This is a genomic window from Siculibacillus lacustris, assembly GCF_004328075.1.
GTDB classification, from domain to species: Bacteria; Pseudomonadota; Alphaproteobacteria; order Rhizobiales; family Ancalomicrobiaceae; genus Siculibacillus; species Siculibacillus lacustris.
In genome coordinates, this window is the sequence record NZ_SJFN01000013.1 from 69,660 (window position 1) to 88,843 (window position 19,184).

Genomic DNA, 19,184 nt, shown 5'->3' on the forward strand with positions numbered 1-19,184 from the left:
GGCGTCCACATGGCCAAGAAGAAGGGACACGGCGGCGGCGGCGGACACGGCGGCGCCTGGGTCATCACCTTCGCCGACCTGATGGCCCTGCTGATGGCCTTCTTCGTGATGTTGCTCGCCTCGGCCAATCAGGACAAGCAGAAGCTCGCCGACGCCGCCGGTTCCCTCAAGGATGCCTTCGGCATGCAGCCGATCCCACGCACCGCCGGGATGATCGAGAAGGACGGCCTGCCGGTCCGCAAGTTCCACAAGGAGACCTCGCCGGTGGAAAAGAAGCTCGATGCCGAGACCTCGGCGTTGAGCAAGGACACCGCCGCCAAACAGGGTCCCGAGAACAACACCCACGATTTCGAACAGGCCAAGGAAGAGCGTCCGCGCCAGTTCCTCACCGCCGCCGCCTCGCTGCGCCAGGCCCTCCAGGACATGCCGGAGATCTCCGAAGTGTCCAAACACGTGGTCTTCGAGGAGACCGAAGAGGGCCTCAACATCCGCATCGTCGATCAGGACGGCCGCTCGATGTTCGCCGAAGGGGCAAAGCAGCCCTACGAGTTCACCCGCGCCATCCTCGCCAAGCTGGCGCAGCCGCTGGCCCGCTTGCCCCATCGCCTGCGCATCACCGGCCACACCGCCGGCTCGAGCCGCTGGGCCGGCGCCGGATCGTCGCCGTGGGATCTGTCGGCCGGCCGCGCCGTCGCCGTCCAGGAGGTCCTGACCGGCTACGGCGTGCCCTCCGACCGATTCGATTCGGTGATCGGCAAGGCCGACACCGATCCGCTGTTCCCCAACGAGCCGATGCTCGCCGCCAATCGCCGCATCGACGTGCTGCTGATCCACGAAGCGCCGCCCTTGCCGCCGCGGCCGATCGACTGATCCCGACACCGTCGTCGTCCCCGGTGCCGTCCGGCTTGACCCGCCGCGCCGGCTGACGTCCCATCCCTCGGCCGGCCCAGGGCCGCGCCGAGGGAGTCGCCGTCTTGTCCGATCTTCCGACCTTCCGTTCCGCCCGGCCCGACGATCTCGGCGCGCTGGTGGCGATCTTCGCCGCCGACGCCCTCGGCGGCCACGGCGACACCACCGACCCGTCCGCCCGCGACGCCTATCGCGCCGCGCTCGACGCGATCCTCGCCGATCCGCGCGACCGCCTGGTGGTCGCCGAGCTCGCGGGCGTGACCGTCGGCACCGGGCAACTGACGCTCCTGCGCTCGCTGCCCCATCGCGGCCGCATCCATGCCCTGATCGAGGCGGTCCAGGTCGCTTCGGGCAATCGCGGCCGCGGCATCGGCGCCGCGCTGATCGCCCATCTCGTGGCGCTGGCGCGCACCGAAGGGGCCGGCGTGGTCGAACTGACCTCCAACGCCGCCCGTCTCGACGCCCATCGCTTCTACGAGCGCCTGGGCTTCGCCCGCAGCCATGTCGGCTTCAAGATGACGCTGACGCCGTGAACCGCCGTTTCGGCGCCGTCGGGGCTGGTCGACGCGGCCCCGACACGCCATGTACCGAGCGTGAGCGGGGCGCTCGGTTCCGCGCGACGAGGCCCCCGCCCATTTGCCCCCAAGAAGGGATTCGACGATGAGTGCTGCCGAACCGGCTCCGATCCGCCTCTACTACTGGCCGACCCCCAACGGTTGGAAGATCACCATCCTGCTCGAGGAACTCGGCGTTCCCTACGAGGTGATCCCGATCAACATCGGCAAGGGCGACCAGTTCGACCCGGCCTTCCTGGCGATCTCGCCCAACAACAAGATGCCGGCGATCGTCGATCCCGACGGCCCGGACGGCAAGCCGATCTCGGTGTTCGAATCCGGCGCCATCCTGCTCTACCTCGCCCGCAAGTACGGCCGCTTCCTGCCCGCCGACGAGCGCGGCCGGGTCGAGGTCGAGGAGTGGCTGATGTGGCAGATGGGAGGCTTCGGGCCGATGCTCGGCCAGAACCATCACTTCGCGCTCTACGCGCCGGAGAAGATCCCCTACGCCATCGATCGCTACCGCAACGAGACCCATCGCCTCTACGGCGTCCTCGACAAGCGTCTCGCCGGGCGCGAGTGGATCGCCGGCGATTATTCGATCGCCGACATGGCGGTGGTCGGCTGGGCCAAGCTGTGGGAGCGCCAGGGCATCGACCGCACCGAGTTCCCGCACTTCTCGGCCTGGCTCGATCGCGCGCTGGCGCGGCCGGCGGTCGAACGCGGCCTCGCCGTGGCCGGTGACCTGCGTCGCGACCTCGCCACCGACGACGAAGCCAAGAAGGTCCTGTTCGGCCAGCGCGCCCGCTGACCGGCGGCGACACGACCGACGACACATCGGAATCGCGGTGAACGAAGTCTTGCCGCGATTCCCGACCGGCGCGCGCGCCGGCCTTGAGACTCCAGCGGAATCGGCGCTGCCAAGATGAATCGACCGTGAAATTAATCCCTCGTTCCGATTCTGTTGTCGCTTGATTAAGTATCGCATTTAACTCGTGTTTTATCGATCGCCGTCAGTATCGGACCCATGGAGACCGGCCAAGAGATCAGGTCGGTGGGGCAGATCCGCCCAGTATTCAGGGGGACGTGACATGGCTCGTTTCGAGATCAACAATGCCGAACATGCGGGAATGGGTCCGCAGACCATCACTTCCGACGTGTTCTTCCAGATGGGCATCAATCATTCGATCGGCCGGGGCGTTCCCGCCGACATGGTCGCCGCCCACATGTGGTTCAACCTCGCCGCCGCCCAGGGCAATCGCGAAGCGATCCGCTACCGCCAGGAGATCTCGCAGGAGATGTCGGCGAGCGAGATCGCCGAGGCCCAGCGTCACGCCCGCGAATGGCTGTACCGCCACTGAAACCCGCGCCGGGCGACCGGCGGACGGGTCCGCGAGGGGCACCGGCCGCGCCGAAGGGCGTGCCACGGCGTACTTGATCCGGTTCGCCCGACCATGCTACGCCTGTCGTCGGAACCGACGACAAGCCCTTGAAATATCGGATTTCTCGATTCGCGGACGGTCGTCCCGGAGGGTGTCGGAGCGGTGGCCGCGACGGTCGCTGCGCGATCCGGTTCGGTCGCGGAGGAAATCCGATGCGCATCCTGATCACCAATGACGACGGCATTCACGCGACCGGCCTCAGGGTGCTCGAGCGCATCGCCCTGGCGCTGTCCGACGACGTCTGGGTGGTCGCTCCCGAGACCGATCAGTCGGGCAAGGCCCATTCGGTGTCGCTGTCCGACCCGCTGCGCCTGCGCAAGATCTCCGAGCGCCATTTCGCGGTGCGCGGCACCCCCACCGACTGCGTGATCATGGCGGTGCGCCAGCTCCTCGACGAGCCGCCCCAGCTGATCCTGTCGGGGGTCAACCGCGGCGCCAACGTCGCCGACGACGTCACCTATTCCGGCACCATCGCCGCCGCCATGGAAGGCTCGCTGCTCGGCATCCCGTCGTTCGCCCTGTCGCAGGCCTTCGCCTGGGCCGACGGCGCCAGCCCGCCGTGGACCACCGCCGAGACCCATGGTCCGGACGTGCTGCGCAAGGTGCTCGAGGTCGGCATTGCCCCCGGTTGCCTGGTCAACGTCAATTTTCCGCCCTGTACCGCCGCCGAGGTCATCGGTGTGATGGTCACCCGTCAGGGCGCGCGCAACGATGCCGCGGTCGGGGTCGATGCCCGTGTCGACGGCCGCGGCAACCCCTATTACTGGATCTCCTACCGCCCGCAGTCGAGCGAGCCGGTCGCCGGCACCGATCTCGATGCGCTCGCCCGCGGCGCCGTCTCGGTGACGCCGCTGCGCCTCGACTTGACCGACCACGCCGCCCACGACGCGCTCGCCGCCGCCTTCACGTGAGCGGCTGCGCCGGCCGATCCGCGCCCACCGCGTGGCTGCGGTAACCATTCGCCAACCTCCACGGACTACCCCATCGGGTCGATGCAACGACCGAGGGGAGAGTGATGGCCGGACGATACGCGGCGGCGGTCCGCCGGACCGAGATCACGGTGTCCGAGGCGGAGTCCCGGATCCTCGCCCGCCTCGTCGCGATCCTCGCCGACAAGGGCATCGCCGACCGCGATCTGCTCGCGGCGATCGCCGCGACGCCGCGCGACGCCTTCGTCGCCGAGGCCGCCGGCGCGGCGCTGGGCCGCGACCGTCCCTTGCTCCTCGAATGCGGCCAGACCGTCGAGGCCCCGTCGGCCTTCGCCCGGCTGTGCGTCGCCGCCGAGATCGACCGCGGTCGCCGGGTGCTGGAGATCGGCACCGGGTCGGGCTGGGGCACCGCGGTGCTCGCGGCCCTCGCCGCCAAGGTCTACACCGTCGAGCGCTGGGCGACCCTCGGCGCCGCCGCCGCCGAGCGATTCTCGGACTTCGCCTTCGACAACGTCGTCGCCTCCGTCCACGACGGCCTCGAGGGCTGGAGCCGCCACGCTCCCTTCGATCGCATCCTGGTCTCGGGGGCGACGCCCGAGCCGCCCGCGGACCTCATCGCCCAACTGGCGGTCGGCGGCGTCCTGGTCGCGCCGCTCGGGCCCTCCGGCGGTCCACAGACACTGACCCGCTGGCGTCGCGGCGACCGCGCCGTCGAGGTCGAAGCGCTCGGGCCGGTGCGCTGCGTCGCGCTCATCCCCGGCCGCGCCCAGGCGCTGTGATCGGTCCGGCGTAAACCATGTCGCAGCCCCCGCCGGACGTCGGGGAAACACCGAAAAATTCCAGGAAAACCGCGGGTGCCGCCGCGTCCGCTTCGTTCACCCGCTCGTCCCGGGCGCCGGCGAAATCGGCGAAATCGTCGTCCTTTTAAAGCTTTGTCAACGTTACGAGGTCTTCAATAGGGCCCAGGTAATGGACGAATATCTTCGTCCTGAACGACGTGAGTGGTGCGATGCGTCTTCCGATCCCCAACGTGCGGTCCCGCAGTATGTCCCGGTGTGCGATGGTCGCTCTGGCCGTCGCCGCCCTCGGTGGATGCTCGAACGACGTCGGCCGTTTCGGCGACGGTCCGGTCTATACCGGGTCGACTCCGAACCAGCGTGAGATCCTCGGCGCCGCTCCGGCGGCCCGGCGACCGGCCTATCCGCAGAGCGGCTACAACGTCGACACCACCGGCTCGATCGGTGGCGCCGACCCGATGGTCAGCCGCCAGGATCTGGCGCCGCCGATGGCGCCCGCCGCGCCGGTGGTGCAGCAGTCCTACGCCGCCACTCCCGCGACCCAGCCCTATTACGAGGCACCGGCCGCCCCGAGCGTGCCCCAGGCGCCCCGCGTCGCCGCCGCCGGCGGCTGGACCGCCACGGGTGGATCCTACGTGACGCTGCAGCCCGGCGAGACCGTCGACACCCTGTCGCGCCGCTACGGCGTGCCTTCGGGCGCCATCGTCCAGGCCAACAACTTCTCCGCCACCAACCGGCCGCTGCCGGGCGGCCGGGTGCTGATCCCGGTCTATGCCGCCAATGCCCCGGCCGCCGCGCCGGTCGCCGCCCAGCCGGCACCGGTGGTCCGCCAGATCCCGATCGCCCGGCCGCTCGGTGCGCCGCCGCAGACCCTCGCGGTGCCGCGCACCGCCGTCGCCCCGGCGCCGGCGCCGATGGTGATGGCCTCGCGTCCGCCGGTCGCCGCGGCTCCCGCGCCCTTGCCGGTCGCAGCCCCCCATCCGGTGCCGGTGGCGCCGGTCGCCCAGGCGCCGCGTCCCGATCCCGCCGGCGGCGTCAAGCTGGTCGGCGACTACACCGTCCGGCCCGGCGACACGCTGTCTTCGGTGGCCCGCACCTACGGCGTCAGCGAACAGGCCCTGAAGGAGCGCAACAACCTGCGTCAGTCGAGCCTGACCCCCGGCCAGCATCTGCTGCTGCCGGCCGGCACCAAACTGATGCTCAAGACTTCGCAAGCCCCGGCCCATGCCGCGGAAGCCGCTGCGCCACTCGTCGCCCAGGCGCCGGTCGCCAAGCCCGGCGCCCCGACCAAGGTCGCCGCCGCTCCCGTGCCGCCGGTGACCACCGCATCCTTGGGCCCCAAGCCCGGGACCACCAGCCCGGCGGTCGGCGCCGCGCTGAGCGCTGCGCAGGCCGCCCGCAACGAGAAGATCGACCAGAAGGCCGCGGAGACCGTCGCCGTCGCCAAGGAGACCGCCGCCGAGGAGCCCGCGTCGTCGGCCTCCGCCGCCGCCGGCAGCTTCCGCTGGCCGGTGCGTGGCCGGGTGATCTCCGAATTCGGCGCCAAGCCCAACGGCGAAAAGAACGAGGGCATCAATCTGGCGGTGCCGGAAGGAACCTCGGTCAAGGCCGCCGACGACGGTGAGGTGATCTATTCGGGCAACGAGCTGAAGGGCTACGGCAACCTCGTGCTGGTGCGCCATGCCAACGGCTTCGTCTCGGCCTATGCCCATGCCAGCGAATTGCTGGTCAACCGCGGCGAGAAGGTCTCCCGCGGCCAGATCATCGCCCGCGCCGGCGCCACCGGTTCGGTGACCCAGCCGCAGCTCCACTTCGAACTGCGCAAGGGCCAGAAGGCGATCGATCCCAAGCCCTACCTCGCTTCCAACTGACGACGGCGGGTCCTTCGCGGACCCGCCCGAGTCCGTCCTCCGTCGAGCCCCGCGACCCTGGTTCACCCGAACCGGGGTCGCGTCGTTTCGGGGGGAATGGCGCAGGCGGGCGGGCGCAGGGGCCGATGAAGCAGAAGCGGGGAGGGCGGGAGGTCGCTCTCGCGGCGGGCGCCGCCGAGCGATCGGGCGCCCGGGCCGAGCGTGCGTGGGGCCGCCACCGATCGGCGCAGCGAGATGCCGGGGGAAGGGGAGGCCGCGCGGGATGCGACGAGCCGGCGGACACCCGCACTCGATCCGCGGAGGCGTGATCGCGTGGGCTCCGCGACGCGCAGGCGGTCCTCGGTGGTCCTCGGCGTCAGGCGGCGCGGACGTCGACGGTCTGGGGATCGCGCTCGGTCTCGATCACCGCGATGATATCCTCGATCCGCGAGAAGAACGCGGCGACGCAGGCCGGATCGAAGTGGGTGCCGGAGTTCTGCTCGATGAATTCCGCGGCCTTGTCGAGGCTCCAGGCCTGCTTGTAGGGCCGCACCGCCATCAGCGCGTCGAATACGTCGGCGAGCGCACAGATCCGCCCGACCAGCGGGATCGCTTCGCCGGCGAGGCGATGGGGATAGCCGGTGCCGTCCCATTTCTCGTGATGGCTGACCGCGACCTCCGCCGCGAGCCGGATCAGCGGCGAATCCGAGCCGTGCAGGATCTCCCAGCCGAGCAGGGCATGGGTCTCCATGATCACACGCTCGTCCGGGGTCAGGCGACCCGGCTTGAACAGGATCTCGTCGGGGATGCCGACCTTGCCGACGTCGTGCATCTGCGCGGCGATCTCGATCATCCGGCAGTCCGACTCCGGCAGGCCCATCGCCTCGGCGACGATCCCGCTGATCAGCCCCATCCGCACGATGTGAGCGCCGGTGTCGTTGTCGCGACGTTCGGTCGCCCGCGACAGTCGCCACACGATCTCGCGTTCGCGTTCGAGCAGATGCCGCGTCTTCTCCTCGACCTGGGCGTCGAGGCTCTCGGCGAGTTCGGCGATCAGGCTCTGGGTGTCCTCGATCGCGGTCAATTCGGCCTGCTGGGCCTCGGCGATCATCTTCAGATTGGCGTTGTCGAGTTCGGCCTGCTCGACGCGCAGGCGGTCGGCGTCGGCGAGGGTGTCGCGGAAATAGACCAGCGTCCGGGCCATGTCGCCGATCTCGTCGGAGCGCCGGACGCCCGGAATCGGCGTCTCGAAGCGGCCGGCGGCGATCGCCTGCATGGCCGCACGGAATCCCTGCATCGGCTTGGTCAGATGCAGGAGGACATAGGCCGCGATCGCCGCGCCGACGGTGATCGCCAGGAAGGCGAACAGCATCACCTCGCGTCGCGCCGCGGCGTAGGTCTCGCCGACGAGACGGGTTTCTTCTCCGGAAATCGCGGCGTTACGGACGACCTCCACCTGCAGGGCCGCGGTCGCCGTCAGGAACGCCTCGCGCCCCTCCTCGATCAGGTCGATCGCCCGGATCTGATCGCCGGCCCGTTTGGCGGCGATCGAAGCCTCCTGGATCGGCAGGTAGGTCGCCCACGCCTCTCGGAAGCGGATCCAGCCGGTGCGATCGCCATGATCGCCACTCCGGTCGAGGCCGACCTCGTAGCGGGCGAAGAGTTCGGCGATTTTGACGCCGGACAGCGAGAGCTGCGCGCCGATCTCCGGCAGCCGCTCCGTCTCGGGCGCCATCACGAAGCGCATCGCGCGCAACCGATAGCGGGTCGTCTGGGCGTCGATCTCGCCGAGCAGTTCGGCGGTCGGCAGACGATTGGCCGTCAGGTCGACGGTGGTGGCGTGGACCGCGCCGAGCTTCGACAAGCCGAGCAGTCCCTGGGCACACAGGAGGGCGATCATCAGGACGGCAGCCGCGATGATGCTGCTCTTGACCGAGATCTTCATGGTTCCGCTCCCTTTCCGCCGACGATGCTCCTCATTGCAACGTCGTCGTCGCACCCACGTTTCACAGGTGACGTTGCGCGAAAAACATTAATCGGAGACTAGCGCCGATCGGGGAATCGATTTGCACGTTCGAAATTCGCCGCGATGCGAAGTCGGACCGAAGTCTCGAGACTTTCGCGAGCAATAGGCGGGTTTCCGTTGCGTCATCTGTGCCAGGGCGCAAATGTATTTGCCGACCGCGACCGCAACCACGCGACGGCGAATCCTCGGCGGTAGACCGAAGGCCGCCGGTCGTCGCGGAGCCGGGCGGGTGTCGTCGGGGTGGCCGCTGACGGCGCCTCAGATGTCGAGGACCGCCTCGTCGGCGAAGGCGGCGCGTTCGGTGATGAAGGCGAAGCGGGCTTCCGGGCGGCTGCCCATCAGGCGTTCGACCGAATCCACGGTCGCCTCTTCGCTGTCGTCGAGGATCCCGACCCGCAACAGGGTGCGGGTGCTCGGATCCATCGTCGTCTCCTTGAGCTGGTTCGGCATCATCTCGCCGAGGCCCTTGAAGCGGCCGATCTCCGGCTTCTTGTTCTTGAACACCGTGCGCATCAGCTCTTCGCGATGCTCGTCGTCGCGGGCGTAGATGGTCTTGGCGCCGATCGTCATGCGGTAGAGCGGCGGCACCGCCAGATAGAGATGGCCGTTGCGGATCAGATTGGGCATCTCGCGCCAGAAGAAGGTGACCAGCAGCGAGGCGATGTGGGCGCCGTCGACGTCGGCGTCGGTCATCACCACGATCTTGTCGTAGCGCAGGTCCTCGTCGCGGTACTGCGCCCGCATCCCGCAGCCCAGCGCCTGGACGAGGTCGGAGATCTGCTGGTTGGCGGCGAGCTTCTCGCGGGTCGCCGAGGCGACGTTGAGGATCTTGCCGCGCAACGGCAGCACCGCCTGGCTGCGCCGGTCGCGCGCCTGCTTGGCCGAGCCGCCGGCCGAGTCGCCCTCGACGATGAACAGTTCCGAGCCTTGCGCGGCGGAGTTCGAACAGTCGGTGAGCTTGCCCGGCAGGCGCAGCTTGCGCACCGCGGTCTTGCGCAGGACTTCCTTCTCCTGGCGCCGCTTCAGCCGCTCCTCGGCGCGCTCGATGGTCCAGTCGAGCAGCCGGGCGGCGTTGTTCGGCGAGGCGGCGATCCAGTGGTCGAAGGCATCCTTGATCGCCGTCTCGACGATCCGGGTGGCCTCCTGCGTGGCCAGCCGGTCCTTGGTCTGGCCGACGAACTCGGGTTCGCGGATGAATACCGACAGCATCGCCCCCGACGAGGTCATGACGTCGTCGGTGGTCAGCACCGCGGCGCGCTTGTTGCCGACCAGATCGGCATAGGCCTTGAGGCCGCGCAGCAGGGCGATGCGGAAGCCCGCCTCGTGGGTGCCGCCGTCGGCGGTCGGGATGGTGTTGCAGTAGGAGGAGACGAAGCCGTCGCCGGCGAACCAGGCGACCGCCCATTCGACCGCGCCGTGGCCGGTCTCCTTGGCGGTCTTGCCGGCGAACACGTCCTCGACCACCAGCCGCTCGCCCTTCAGGCGCTCGGCGAGGAAGTCCTTGAGCCCGCCGGGGAAGTGGAACACCGCCTTGTCGGTGATCCCTTCGGCGTCGGCGAGGCACTCGGGCGCGCAGGACCAGCGGATCTCGACGCCGCCGAACAGATAGGCCTTGGAGCGGGCCATGCGATAGAGGCGATCGGCGCGGAACCGCGCCTCGGCGCCGAAGATCTGCGGATCGGGCAGGAAGCGGATGGTGGTGCCGCGCCGGTTCATCACCTCGCCGAGTTCTTCCAGCGGCCCGAGCGGCACGCCGCGGGAAAAGCGCTGGCGATAGAGCTTGCGGTTCTTGGCGACCTCGACCTCGAGCGACACCGACAGGGCGTTGACCACCGACACGCCGACGCCGTGCAGGCCGCCGGAGGTCTCGTAGGCCTTGCCGTCGAACTTGCCGCCCGAGTGCAGCATGGTCATGATCACTTCCAGCGCCGACTTGCCGGGATATTTGGCGTGCTCGTCGACCGGGATGCCGCGGCCGTTGTCGGTCACCGTCAAGGTGCCGTCGGCGGCGAGATGGACCTCGATGAACGACGCATGGCCGGCCACCGCCTCGTCCATGCAGTTGTCGATCACTTCCGCGAACAGATGGTGCAGCGCCTTCTCGTCGGTGCCGCCGATGTACATGCCCGGCCGACGGCGCACCGGCTCGAGGCCCTCGAGCACCTCGATGTGGCTGGCGTCGTAGTCGTTCTCGTTGGGGGTCGCCCGCTTGGTCGCCACGGCGCGGGCGAGCGCCGCCTTGACCTCGGCGGCGCGCGCGGCGGGCTTTTCGACGGGCTTGCGGACCGCCGCGGAGGCGGAGCCGAACAGGTCTTCGTGGGCCATGGCGCGTGGCGTGTTCCCGATTGGCGCGTCCGCGGACGGACGGCGAGAGCGAGGCGACCGCGAGCGTCGCCGCCCACCGCTCGCCGCAGCGAATCGGTCAGGATCGTCGCACGGATCGGCCGATCGCGGAATGTTGCCGCAGGCCGGGCCGCCCCGCGATCCACGGCGATCGCGCCACCCGAGGGCTTCACGGCATCGTCGTCGGTGTATCGTATGCGAACGGATCGCGTGCGATCCCCCGCGCCGTCGCCCGCCGCCCGTCGCCCGCCGTCCCGGAGACCCGATCATGCCCGTCGCCCCGATCCGTTCCGGCCGCCTTGGTCGCCTCGCCGGCCTTCTCGTCCTGGCCGCCACCGCGGCGGTTCCGGCCGTCGCCGCCGAGCGCGCCGTCGAGGTCGGAGGCCACCGCTACGTCGTCCACGGTCTGGTCGGGGTCGGTCGCATCCCGGCGGCGACGCGCGACGGCCTCGGCGAGACCTTCGGCTCCGGGTCGGGCATGGCGATGGACCCGGCCGCCTGGCACCGCACCGCCACCGGCTACGCCGGCGCGCTGTGGCTCCTGCCCGACCGCGGCTACAACGTCGAGGGCACCACCGACTATCGCGCGCGCTTCAACCGCATCGAAGTGACCCTGACCCCGGCTCCCGACGGGGCGAGCGGCTTGCCCCAGACCCAGGTCGACGCGCGCATCACCGCCACCACACTGCTCACCGACGAGACCGGCGAGCCGATGACCGGCCTCGATCCGGTCGGCGTGCGGGCGCCCCGCGCCGGGCTGCCGCGTCTGCCCCAGGCGGTGAACGGCCGCGTCAGTCTCGACCCGGAAGCGATCGTCCACCTCGCCGACGGCGGCTTCTTCGTCTCCGACGAATACGGCCCCTTCGTCTATCGCTTCTCCTCGGAGGGCAAACTCCTGTCGGCGATCGAGCCGCCGGCCGCCTTCCTGCCGATCCGCAAGGGCAAGGTCGACTTCTCCTCGAACAACCCCGGCCCCGGCGCGCCGACCCCCGACCCGAAGAACCCCGAGCGCGGGCGCCAGAACAACCAGGGCCTCGAGGGATCGGCGCTCACCCCGGACGGCCGCTTCCTGGTGTCGGTGCTGCAGAGCGCCACCCGCCAGGACGGCGGCGACGACTCCGCCACCCGCCGCTACACCCGCGCCCTGATCTGGGACGTCGCCGATCCGGCCGCGCCCAAACTGGTCCACGAGTACGTCGTGCCACTGCCGGTCTTCACCGACGCCAAGGGCAAGACCACTGTCGCCGCCCAGAGCGAACTCGCGGCGATCGGCGAGGGGCGCTTCCTGCTGCTCGCCCGCGACAGCAACAACGGCCACGGCGTCAAGGGCGACACCTCGCTCTATCGCAAGATCGAGATCCTCGACTTCGCCGGCGCCACCGACATCCGCGGCACTTATGACGAAGTGACCCCGGTGGCGCCCAAGGGCGTGCTCGCCGACGGCGTCGAGCCGGCGACTCTGACCCCCTTCGTCGATCTCAACGACAATGCCGAACTCGGCCGCTTCGGCCTGCACAACGGCAAGCCCGACGACGAGAACCTGTTGTCGGAGAAGTGGGAGGCGATGGGTCTGGTCCCGACCCTCGATCCCGCACGTCCCGACGACTTCTTCCTGTTCGTGGCCAACGACAACGACTTCATCACCCAGAAGGGCTTCCAGGTCGGTGCCGCTTACGCCGACGCCGGCGGCGCCGAGGTCGACACCATGTTCCTGGTGTGGCGCGTGACCTTGCCGGGCCTCGCCCGGCGCTGAAGTCGGCAGCGCCGGCCGCCCGCAACCGAATCTTCAGCCCCTGGCCCCAGGATGGACCCGGGACGGAGATCGGCGACGGGGAGTGGACCATTGAGCGGAGGATCGGACGCGGCCGCGCCGCAGGCGCCGACGTCGGCGCTGGAGCGCTTCCTGAAACCGCATGTCGCGGTGATCGCTCTCGCCTTCGCGCTGGTGCTGCTGCGCTTCGTCGCCTCCTGGCCGACCATCGGCGAAGTCTTCCACGACACCGACGACGCCATGCGCCTCGTCGAGGTGCGCGATTTTCTCGCCGGACAGGGCTGGTTCGATCTCCACCAGTATCGCCTCGACCCACCGGCCGAATTGCCGATGCACTGGTCGCGCTTCGTCGATCTGCCGATCGCCGTGCTGATCGGCCTGTTCGGCGTGGTCTTCGAGCCGGCGCTGGCCGAGCGCGCGGCGATGATCCTGTGGCCGCCGCTGACCCTGATCCCCGTGCTGCTGGCGCTGCGCTCGCTCGCCGGCCGCTTCGGCGGATCCTTCGCGGCGCTCCCGGCGGTCTATCTCGCCGCGACCTGCGCGCCGGTGATCGCCCAGTTCGTGCCCGGCCGCATCGACCATCACAACGTCCAGATCGCGCTGACCCTGTGGCTTCTCGACGCCGTGGCGGCACCGCCGTCGCCGCGCCGCGGCCTGTTCGCCGGTCTGCTGATCGCCGCCATGACCGCGGTCGGCATGGAGACGCTGCCCTTCGTGCTGATCGTCGCCGCCGGCTTCGCGCTGCGCTGGGTGGTGATCGGCGATCCCGATCGCATCGTCGGCGTGTGGGGCGCGACCGTCGCGGTCGCCGTCCCGGCGATCGCCGCCGCCACCCTGCCGGTCGCCGAATGGACCCGGCCGGCCTGTGACGCCCTGTCGATCTCCTATGTCGCGGTCGCGACGGTCGGCGGCCTCGGCCTGGCGATCGCCTCCCGCGCCCGCCTCGGTCTTCCCGGGCGCCTCGTCGCCTTGGGCGTCGTCGCAGCTCTCGCGCTCGCCGCCTTCGCCGCCCCCGATCCGCGCTGCCTCGCCGGGCCCTTCGCCGGGATCACGCCGCAGGTTCGCGCCCTGTGGCTGGACAACGTCGCCGAGGTCCAGCCCTGGCTGACCTTCACGAGGGCTCACCCGGTCGACGGCCTCGTCGCGATGCTCTTGCCGGGGCTCGGCCTCGTCGCCGCGGCGCTGCTCGCCCGCGATCCCGCCATCCGCACCCGCCTCGGCTTTTCCGTGCTCGTCGCCTCCGCGCTCGCCGCTCTGGCGATCGGCCTCACGCAGATCCGCACCATGGTCTATGCCGACGCGCTCGCGGTGCCGCTGGTCGCCGCGCTGATCGGCCTGATCGGCGCCGAGGCGCGTGGGCGCGGCCGCTCGGCGGTCGTCGCGGTGCTGGTCGGCACCATCCTGGCGTCCTCGTCGCTCGCCACCGTGGTGATCGGCCGATTGGCGCCGGCCTCGTGGTCGAACACCGCCGGCGGCCCGGCGATCCTCGGCGGCGCTTCGGCGACCGCGAACGATGACGAGGGGGCCGCGGCGCGCGGGCCGACCTGCCTGACGCTGGCGCATTACCGGGCGCTCGCCCGCCTGCCCGTCGGCCTGGTCGCCGCCGACATCGATCTCGGCCCCTCGATCCTCGCCGCCACGCCCCATGCGGTGATCGCCGCGCCCTATCATCGGATGCAGCGCGGCATCGTCGACGCCGACCGGATGATCAACGGCGATCCCGCCACCGCCTTTGCCGCACTCGACGCCCGCAAGGTCGACTACATTGTCCACTGCGCCGCCGAAGGCCCCGCCACCAGCACCGGCGGACCCAAGCCCGGCGGTCTGCTCGCCCGCCTACTGGCCGGCGAGGGCTCGACCCGCATCGAGGAGATCCCCGGCGATCCGGCGGTCCGGGTATTCCGCCTGCGCCCCGGCAGCGCCTTCGCCGGTGCCGCAACGTTAACCGGCCGTTGACCACGGATCGACGCGGGGCCTGCGCCGCTCGGTGTGTTTACGCTTTCTTGGACCGCTAAAATCATACTGGTCCCAACGAAGAAACCGGGCCCGACGGCTCGCGGCTCGTCAAGGGTCGCCCCGTCGGGCGCCGACACCGGAGCCGGAAGGGATCGAGGCGAGACCCGTGACGGGCCACGCCGAAGATCGCCGTCCGCCGGCCGGATGAGGGATGGGCATGATGCGCGTGGATGCCGACGTTCTCGTGATCGGAGCCGGCCCCGCCGGCCTCACGAGTTCCTATCTGCTCAGCAAGGCGGGCCGAAGCGTGATCGTGCTGGAGCGCGATCCCACCCGCGTCGGCGGCATCTCGCGGACCGTCGACTACAAGGGCTTCCTGTTCGACATCGGCGGCCACCGCTTCTTCTCGAAGTCCAAGGAGGTGGTGGCGCTGTGGCGCGAACTGCTGCCCGACGACTTCCTGGAGCGGCCGCGCACCTCGCGGATCTTCTACCGCAACAAGCTCTATTCCTATCCGCTCAAGGCCTTCGAGGCGCTGTGGAACCTCGGCCTGCTGCAGTCGGCGGCCTGTGTCGCCTCCTACGCCTGGGCGCGGGTCAAGCCGGTCGCCGAGCCGAAGACCTTCCACCAGTGGGTCCGCAACCAGTTCGGCGAACGCCTGTTCGGGATCTTCTTCAAGACCTACACCGAGAAGGTGTGGGGCATGTCCTGCGACGACATCTCCGCCGATTGGGCGGCCCAGCGCATCAAGGGGCTGAACCTCGGCGCCGCGGTGTGGAACGCCCTGACCCGGTCGTTCCGGCGGAGCGCGGCCGTGGCCAAGGACGGCGAGGTCATCAAGACGCTGATCGAATCCTTCGACTATCCGCGCAAGGGCCCGGGCATGATGTGGGAGGCGGCCGCCGCCAAGACCCGCGCCCAGGGCGGCCGCATCCTGATGGGCCGCAGCCTCGGCGCCATGCGCTTCGACGCCGCGACCGGCATCTGGACCGTCACCGCGACCACCGCCGACGGCGAGACCGAAACCTTCACCGCCCGCCACGTGATCTCCTCGGCGCCGATCCGCGAACTCGCCGATGCGGTTCAGCCGGCGCCCTTGTCGCTGTTCTCGGCGCGCGCGCTGAAGTACCGCGACTTCATCACCGTGGCGCTGATCACCACCAAGAAGGACCTGTTCGCCGACAACTGGATCTACATCCACGACCCCTCGGTGAAGGTCGGCCGCGTCCAGAACTTCCGCTCGTGGTCGCCCGAGATGGTGCCCGACCCGAACCTCGCCTGCCTCGGGCTCGAATATTTCTGCTTCGAGGGCGACGACATGTGGACCAAGTCGGATGCCGATCTGATCGCGCTGGCCTCGGACGAGATCGAGCGGATCGGGCTGGTGCCCAAGGACACGGTGGTCGACGCCTGCGTGGTGCGCCAGCCCAAGGCCTATCCGGTCTACGACGACGACTACAAGCACCACGTCAAGATGGTCCGCCTCGACCTCGAGCGCGCCTATCCGACGCTGCATCTGGTCGGTCGCAACGGCATGCACAAATACAACAACCAGGACCACGCGATGATGACCGCGATGCTGACGGTCGAGAACATCCTCGCCGGCGAGCGCCTGTGGGACACCTGGAACGTCAACGAGGACGCCGAATATCACGAGGCCGGCGGCTCCGGCGTGGCCGCCGCGCTCGGCAGCGAACGGCTGGTGCCGCGCCGCATCGCCTGACCGGCGCTCGCCCGCTCGAAAGACTCGAAGCCCCCGGACCGGATCGGTCGCGGGGGCTTCGTTTCGTGCGGGGGCGCGCGTGCAGCGGGGCGCCGTCCGGCTTCGGGATCGAGGGCGACCTCGTTGCATCGATCCGGTCGGACAGGGGACCGCCGGACGCGCGGATCGCCTCACCAGCCCCAGAAGAACAGCCACCAGGCGGTGTCGGAGATCGCGATCGCCGGCAGCATTGCCACCAGCGTCGCCGCCCGCGCCACCACCGAGCGGCGATAGAGCCCGGCGACCCGCCAGATCAGCCACGCCGACCACGTCGAAGCGCCGGCGAGCAGCCCGATACGCAGCGGCTCGACCCAGTCCATGACGATCCCGTCGGACTTCAGCAGCGTCACGGTCAGCGCCGACAGGCCGAGGAACACGCCGGTGCCGGCCATCGGGATCAGCGTCTGGGCATAGTGGTGGAAGCGCCGGCTCGACCAGCCGCCGCCGATCAGCGAAGCGATCACCAGACCGATCGCGATCACGCCGCCGATCACCGTCGCGGTGGCCAGGATGTAGGTGACCAGCAGGGCGCCGTCGAGCAGCGACAACACGTCGTTCTGCGCCGGATAATGGGTCAGGATCCACCACGGCGGGGTGACGGTCAGCGGCCACAGGATGCCGGCGTCCGCCAGCCCGTCGGCGACCATCTGCTTGGCGTCGATGAACCACGGGCTCGACGACCAGTGGAAGGCGCCGACCGCGATGCCCATCAGGCCGAAGACGATCAGAGCCGTCTCCCACGGGTCGGGCCGGTCGCCGGCGACATGGACGATCTCGTGGTTGGGCGAGCGCCGCGAGAGGGTGATCGAGCCACCGCGGAAGCCCGAGCAGCGCCCGCACATGTGGCAATGGCTGTTGCCGCGCATGGTCGGCAGGGCGACCATCGGCGCGCAGTTGATGCGTTCGGGCTTGGCGCCGGTGAGCCGGAAGGCGTCCCAGCGCGCGCCGTCGACCCGGAAATGCACCGGCGCCAACTTGGACAATACCCGGAACACGCCGTTGACCGGGCACAGGAAGCGGCACCACACCCGCTTGTCGCGGCCCCACAGGTAACCGACCCCGACCGCCGCGACGGTCGAGCCGCCGAGGATCACCAGGACCGGGGCAGGGTACTGATAGACGCTGATCATCTGGCCGTAGATCGTCGTCGAGGCGAAGGCGACGAACGGCCAGCCGGCCCAGGTCACGATGCGCGGGATGGCGCCGGCCCGGCCGTGGCGACTGGCGAGCTCGGTCAGCGCGCCTTCCGGGCACATCAATCCGCACCACACCCGCCCGACCAGCACCATCGACACCAGCACGAAGGGCCACCAGATGCCCCAGAACACGAACTGCGCGAACAGCGTGGCGTGGCTCCAGACGTGGTCGAGGCGGCCGGGCAGCGGCACGATCACCGGCACCACGATCAGCGTCACGTAGATCGCCACCATCGTCCACTGCACCGCATGGATCGCCGTGCGATGGCGCAGCAGGAGGTCGCCGACCTTGGCGAGGACGACGTCGATGCGCGCGCCGATCCGGTCGGTCGGCTCGGCCGCGCGGTCGTCCGGTGCGGCCTCCAGAATGTCGCCGAGGCTCATGACCGCACCTCCCGGACAGGCAGGGTGATCGCCTTGGGCGGCGTCACCAGACGCCACACCAGGAGCCCGTAGGAAACCCACAGCAGGAGCGTGGTCAGATCCGGCCGCGCCCGATAGCCGGTCAGCGCCGCCACGAAACCGCCGACGAAGGTGCCGTCGTCGAGCAGCCAGGCGGTGCTCCACAGCGGCTTCGACAGGGTCGGCAGGAGATCCAGGCCGATCAGCCGATCGACGCCGGTGGTCAACATCGCCAGCGCCAGGAACAACAGCATGATCTCGGTCGCCTGGAAGAAGGTCCGCCACGACAGCACCCGGCCGCCGAGCTGCAGCAGCCCGTAGGTGGCGACCGCCGCGAGGAGCCCGCCGAGCGCCGCGGCGATCGGCGCGACCAGCGCGCTGCCCGACATGGTGGCGAAGGTCCCCCACAGGAACACCACCGTCTCCGATCCCTCGCGCGCCACCGCGACCGTCGCCAGGACGAACACGCCCCAGCCGCTCGCCCGCGCCGAGGCCGCCGACAAGCCGCTCTCGAGATTGCGTTTGAGGTTGCGCCCGTGGCGCCGCATCCACGCGACCATCTGCAGGATCAATCCGGCGGCGAGGAACACCATGACGATCTGGAACCAGTCCTGACCCTCGTCGCCGAAGGCCTCGGCGAAGAACAGGAGCGCCACGGCCAGCGCCGCCGCCACCGCGAGCCCGGCGCCGACGCCGCCCCACAGCCAGGCCCGGCCGCCGGCGAGGCCGCGCACCGCGCCCTCGCGGGCGAGCCAGGCGTTGAGAATGCCCACCACCAACAGGGCCTCGACGCTCTCGCGCCAGACGATGAAGGCGATCTGTCCGAACTGGCCACCCATATGCTGCTGCCTCATACGTCTCGGTCGATGCCGCGTCGCGCGGGTAGGGTCACTTGGCGACCACCACGGCCCGCGGCATGTCGAGATGGAAATCGTCGAAGAACGGATATTCCCCCGGATCGAGGCGACGGATCACCATCACCGTGTCCGATCCCGGGGCGATCACCTTTTCCTTGCGCAATTCGAGGCTCTCGAACTCGGCCGGGGTCGTGCCGACATTGGCCAGTTCCAGACGCAGCCGGGTGTCGGCCGGCACCTCGAGGCGCAGCGGCGTGATCACGCCGTCGCGGAATTCGATGCGGTAGGTCTTCTCGTCCTCGGCGCGGGCCGAGCCGAAGGCCACCGCGACGATGGCCACGGCGGCGCCGAGACGGAGGATGCGATGCGCGATGGTCATGCCCGATGCCC

15 protein-coding genes are annotated in these 19,184 nt (G+C 70.0%); 10 read left to right on the forward strand and 5 right to left on the reverse strand.

Features of this window, described 5'->3' with window-relative positions; translation table 11 throughout:
• Positions 1-9: 9 nt before the first annotated feature.
• The 7 genes from EYW49_RS10490 (at position 10) to EYW49_RS10520 (ending at position 6,502) form a co-directional block, all read left to right on the forward strand.
• Positions 10-870, forward strand: coding sequence for an OmpA/MotB family protein (locus EYW49_RS10490; RefSeq protein ID WP_131309338.1), 861 nt, complete (start codon positions 10-12; stop codon positions 868-870).
• A 104-nt stretch (positions 871-974) separates the two neighbouring features.
• Positions 975-1,442: a GNAT family N-acetyltransferase gene (locus tag EYW49_RS10495; protein WP_228259563.1), complete on the forward strand. Its 468-nt coding sequence runs from the start codon at positions 975-977 to the stop codon at positions 1,440-1,442.
• 127 nt (positions 1,443-1,569) lie between these two features.
• Positions 1,570-2,274, forward strand: a complete 705-nt coding sequence (locus tag EYW49_RS10500) for a glutathione S-transferase N-terminal domain-containing protein (protein ID WP_131309343.1) — start codon at positions 1,570-1,572, stop codon at positions 2,272-2,274.
• Between the two features lie 280 nt (positions 2,275-2,554).
• Complete coding sequence (locus tag EYW49_RS10505) at positions 2,555-2,824, forward strand: SEL1-like repeat protein (protein ID WP_131309345.1); 270 nt, start codon at positions 2,555-2,557, stop codon at positions 2,822-2,824.
• Positions 2,825-3,057: 233 nt separating this feature from the next.
• Positions 3,058-3,816, forward strand: coding sequence for a 5'/3'-nucleotidase SurE (surE, locus tag EYW49_RS10510; protein ID WP_131309347.1), 759 nt, complete (start codon positions 3,058-3,060; stop codon positions 3,814-3,816).
• Positions 3,817-3,920: 104 nt separating this feature from the next.
• On the forward strand, positions 3,921-4,613 hold the full coding sequence (locus EYW49_RS10515) for a protein-L-isoaspartate(D-aspartate) O-methyltransferase (RefSeq protein ID WP_131309349.1): 693 nt from the start codon (positions 3,921-3,923) through the stop codon (positions 4,611-4,613).
• A gap of 281 nt (positions 4,614-4,894) precedes the next feature.
• Positions 4,895-6,502 (forward strand): LysM peptidoglycan-binding domain-containing M23 family metallopeptidase, encoded by a 1,608-nt coding sequence (locus tag EYW49_RS10520; RefSeq protein WP_165498205.1) that lies wholly within the window; start codon positions 4,895-4,897, stop codon positions 6,500-6,502.
• A gap of 355 nt (positions 6,503-6,857) precedes the next feature.
• Here EYW49_RS10520 and EYW49_RS10525 read toward each other — a convergent pair whose 3' ends face one another.
• Together EYW49_RS10525 and parE are read right to left on the reverse strand one after the other, a co-directional pair.
• Positions 6,858-8,426, reverse strand: a complete 1,569-nt coding sequence (locus tag EYW49_RS10525) for an HD domain-containing phosphohydrolase (RefSeq protein WP_131309353.1) — start codon at positions 8,424-8,426, stop codon at positions 6,858-6,860.
• 339 nt (positions 8,427-8,765) lie between these two features.
• Positions 8,766-10,832, reverse strand: a complete 2,067-nt coding sequence (parE, locus tag EYW49_RS10530) for a DNA topoisomerase IV subunit B (protein WP_131309355.1) — start codon at positions 10,830-10,832, stop codon at positions 8,766-8,768.
• A 286-nt stretch (positions 10,833-11,118) separates the two neighbouring features.
• Here parE and EYW49_RS10535 point away from each other — a divergent pair, with 286 nt between their 5' ends.
• The 3 genes from EYW49_RS10535 to EYW49_RS10545 all read left to right on the forward strand — a co-directional run bounded on the left by EYW49_RS10535 (position 11,119) and on the right by EYW49_RS10545 (position 16,300).
• Complete coding sequence (locus EYW49_RS10535) at positions 11,119-12,603, forward strand: esterase-like activity of phytase family protein (protein ID WP_131309357.1); 1,485 nt, start codon at positions 11,119-11,121, stop codon at positions 12,601-12,603.
• Positions 12,604-12,693: 90 nt separating this feature from the next.
• Positions 12,694-14,577: a hypothetical protein gene (locus EYW49_RS10540; RefSeq protein ID WP_131309359.1), complete on the forward strand. Its 1,884-nt coding sequence runs from the start codon at positions 12,694-12,696 to the stop codon at positions 14,575-14,577.
• Between the two features lie 220 nt (positions 14,578-14,797).
• Positions 14,798-16,300 (forward strand): NAD(P)/FAD-dependent oxidoreductase, encoded by a 1,503-nt coding sequence (locus EYW49_RS10545; RefSeq protein WP_131309424.1) that lies wholly within the window; start codon positions 14,798-14,800, stop codon positions 16,298-16,300.
• A gap of 170 nt (positions 16,301-16,470) precedes the next feature.
• On the opposite strand, the gene EYW49_RS10550 is transcribed toward EYW49_RS10545, so the two are convergent.
• The 3 genes from EYW49_RS10550 to EYW49_RS10560 are packed head-to-tail and all read right to left on the reverse strand — an operon-like array spanning position 16,471 to position 19,173.
• Positions 16,471-17,919 (reverse strand): 4Fe-4S binding protein, encoded by a 1,449-nt coding sequence (locus EYW49_RS10550; RefSeq protein WP_131309361.1) that lies wholly within the window; start codon positions 17,917-17,919, stop codon positions 16,471-16,473.
• Positions 17,916-18,776 (reverse strand): FTR1 family iron permease, encoded by an 861-nt coding sequence (locus EYW49_RS10555; RefSeq protein WP_131309426.1) that lies wholly within the window; start codon positions 18,774-18,776, stop codon positions 17,916-17,918. The genes EYW49_RS10550 and EYW49_RS10555 overlap by 4 nt, the downstream gene beginning before the upstream one ends.
• Positions 18,777-18,825: 49 nt before the next feature.
• On the reverse strand, positions 18,826-19,173 hold the full coding sequence (locus EYW49_RS10560) for a cupredoxin domain-containing protein (protein WP_131309363.1): 348 nt from the start codon (positions 19,171-19,173) through the stop codon (positions 18,826-18,828).
• Between the last annotated feature and the right edge of the window lie 11 nt (positions 19,174-19,184).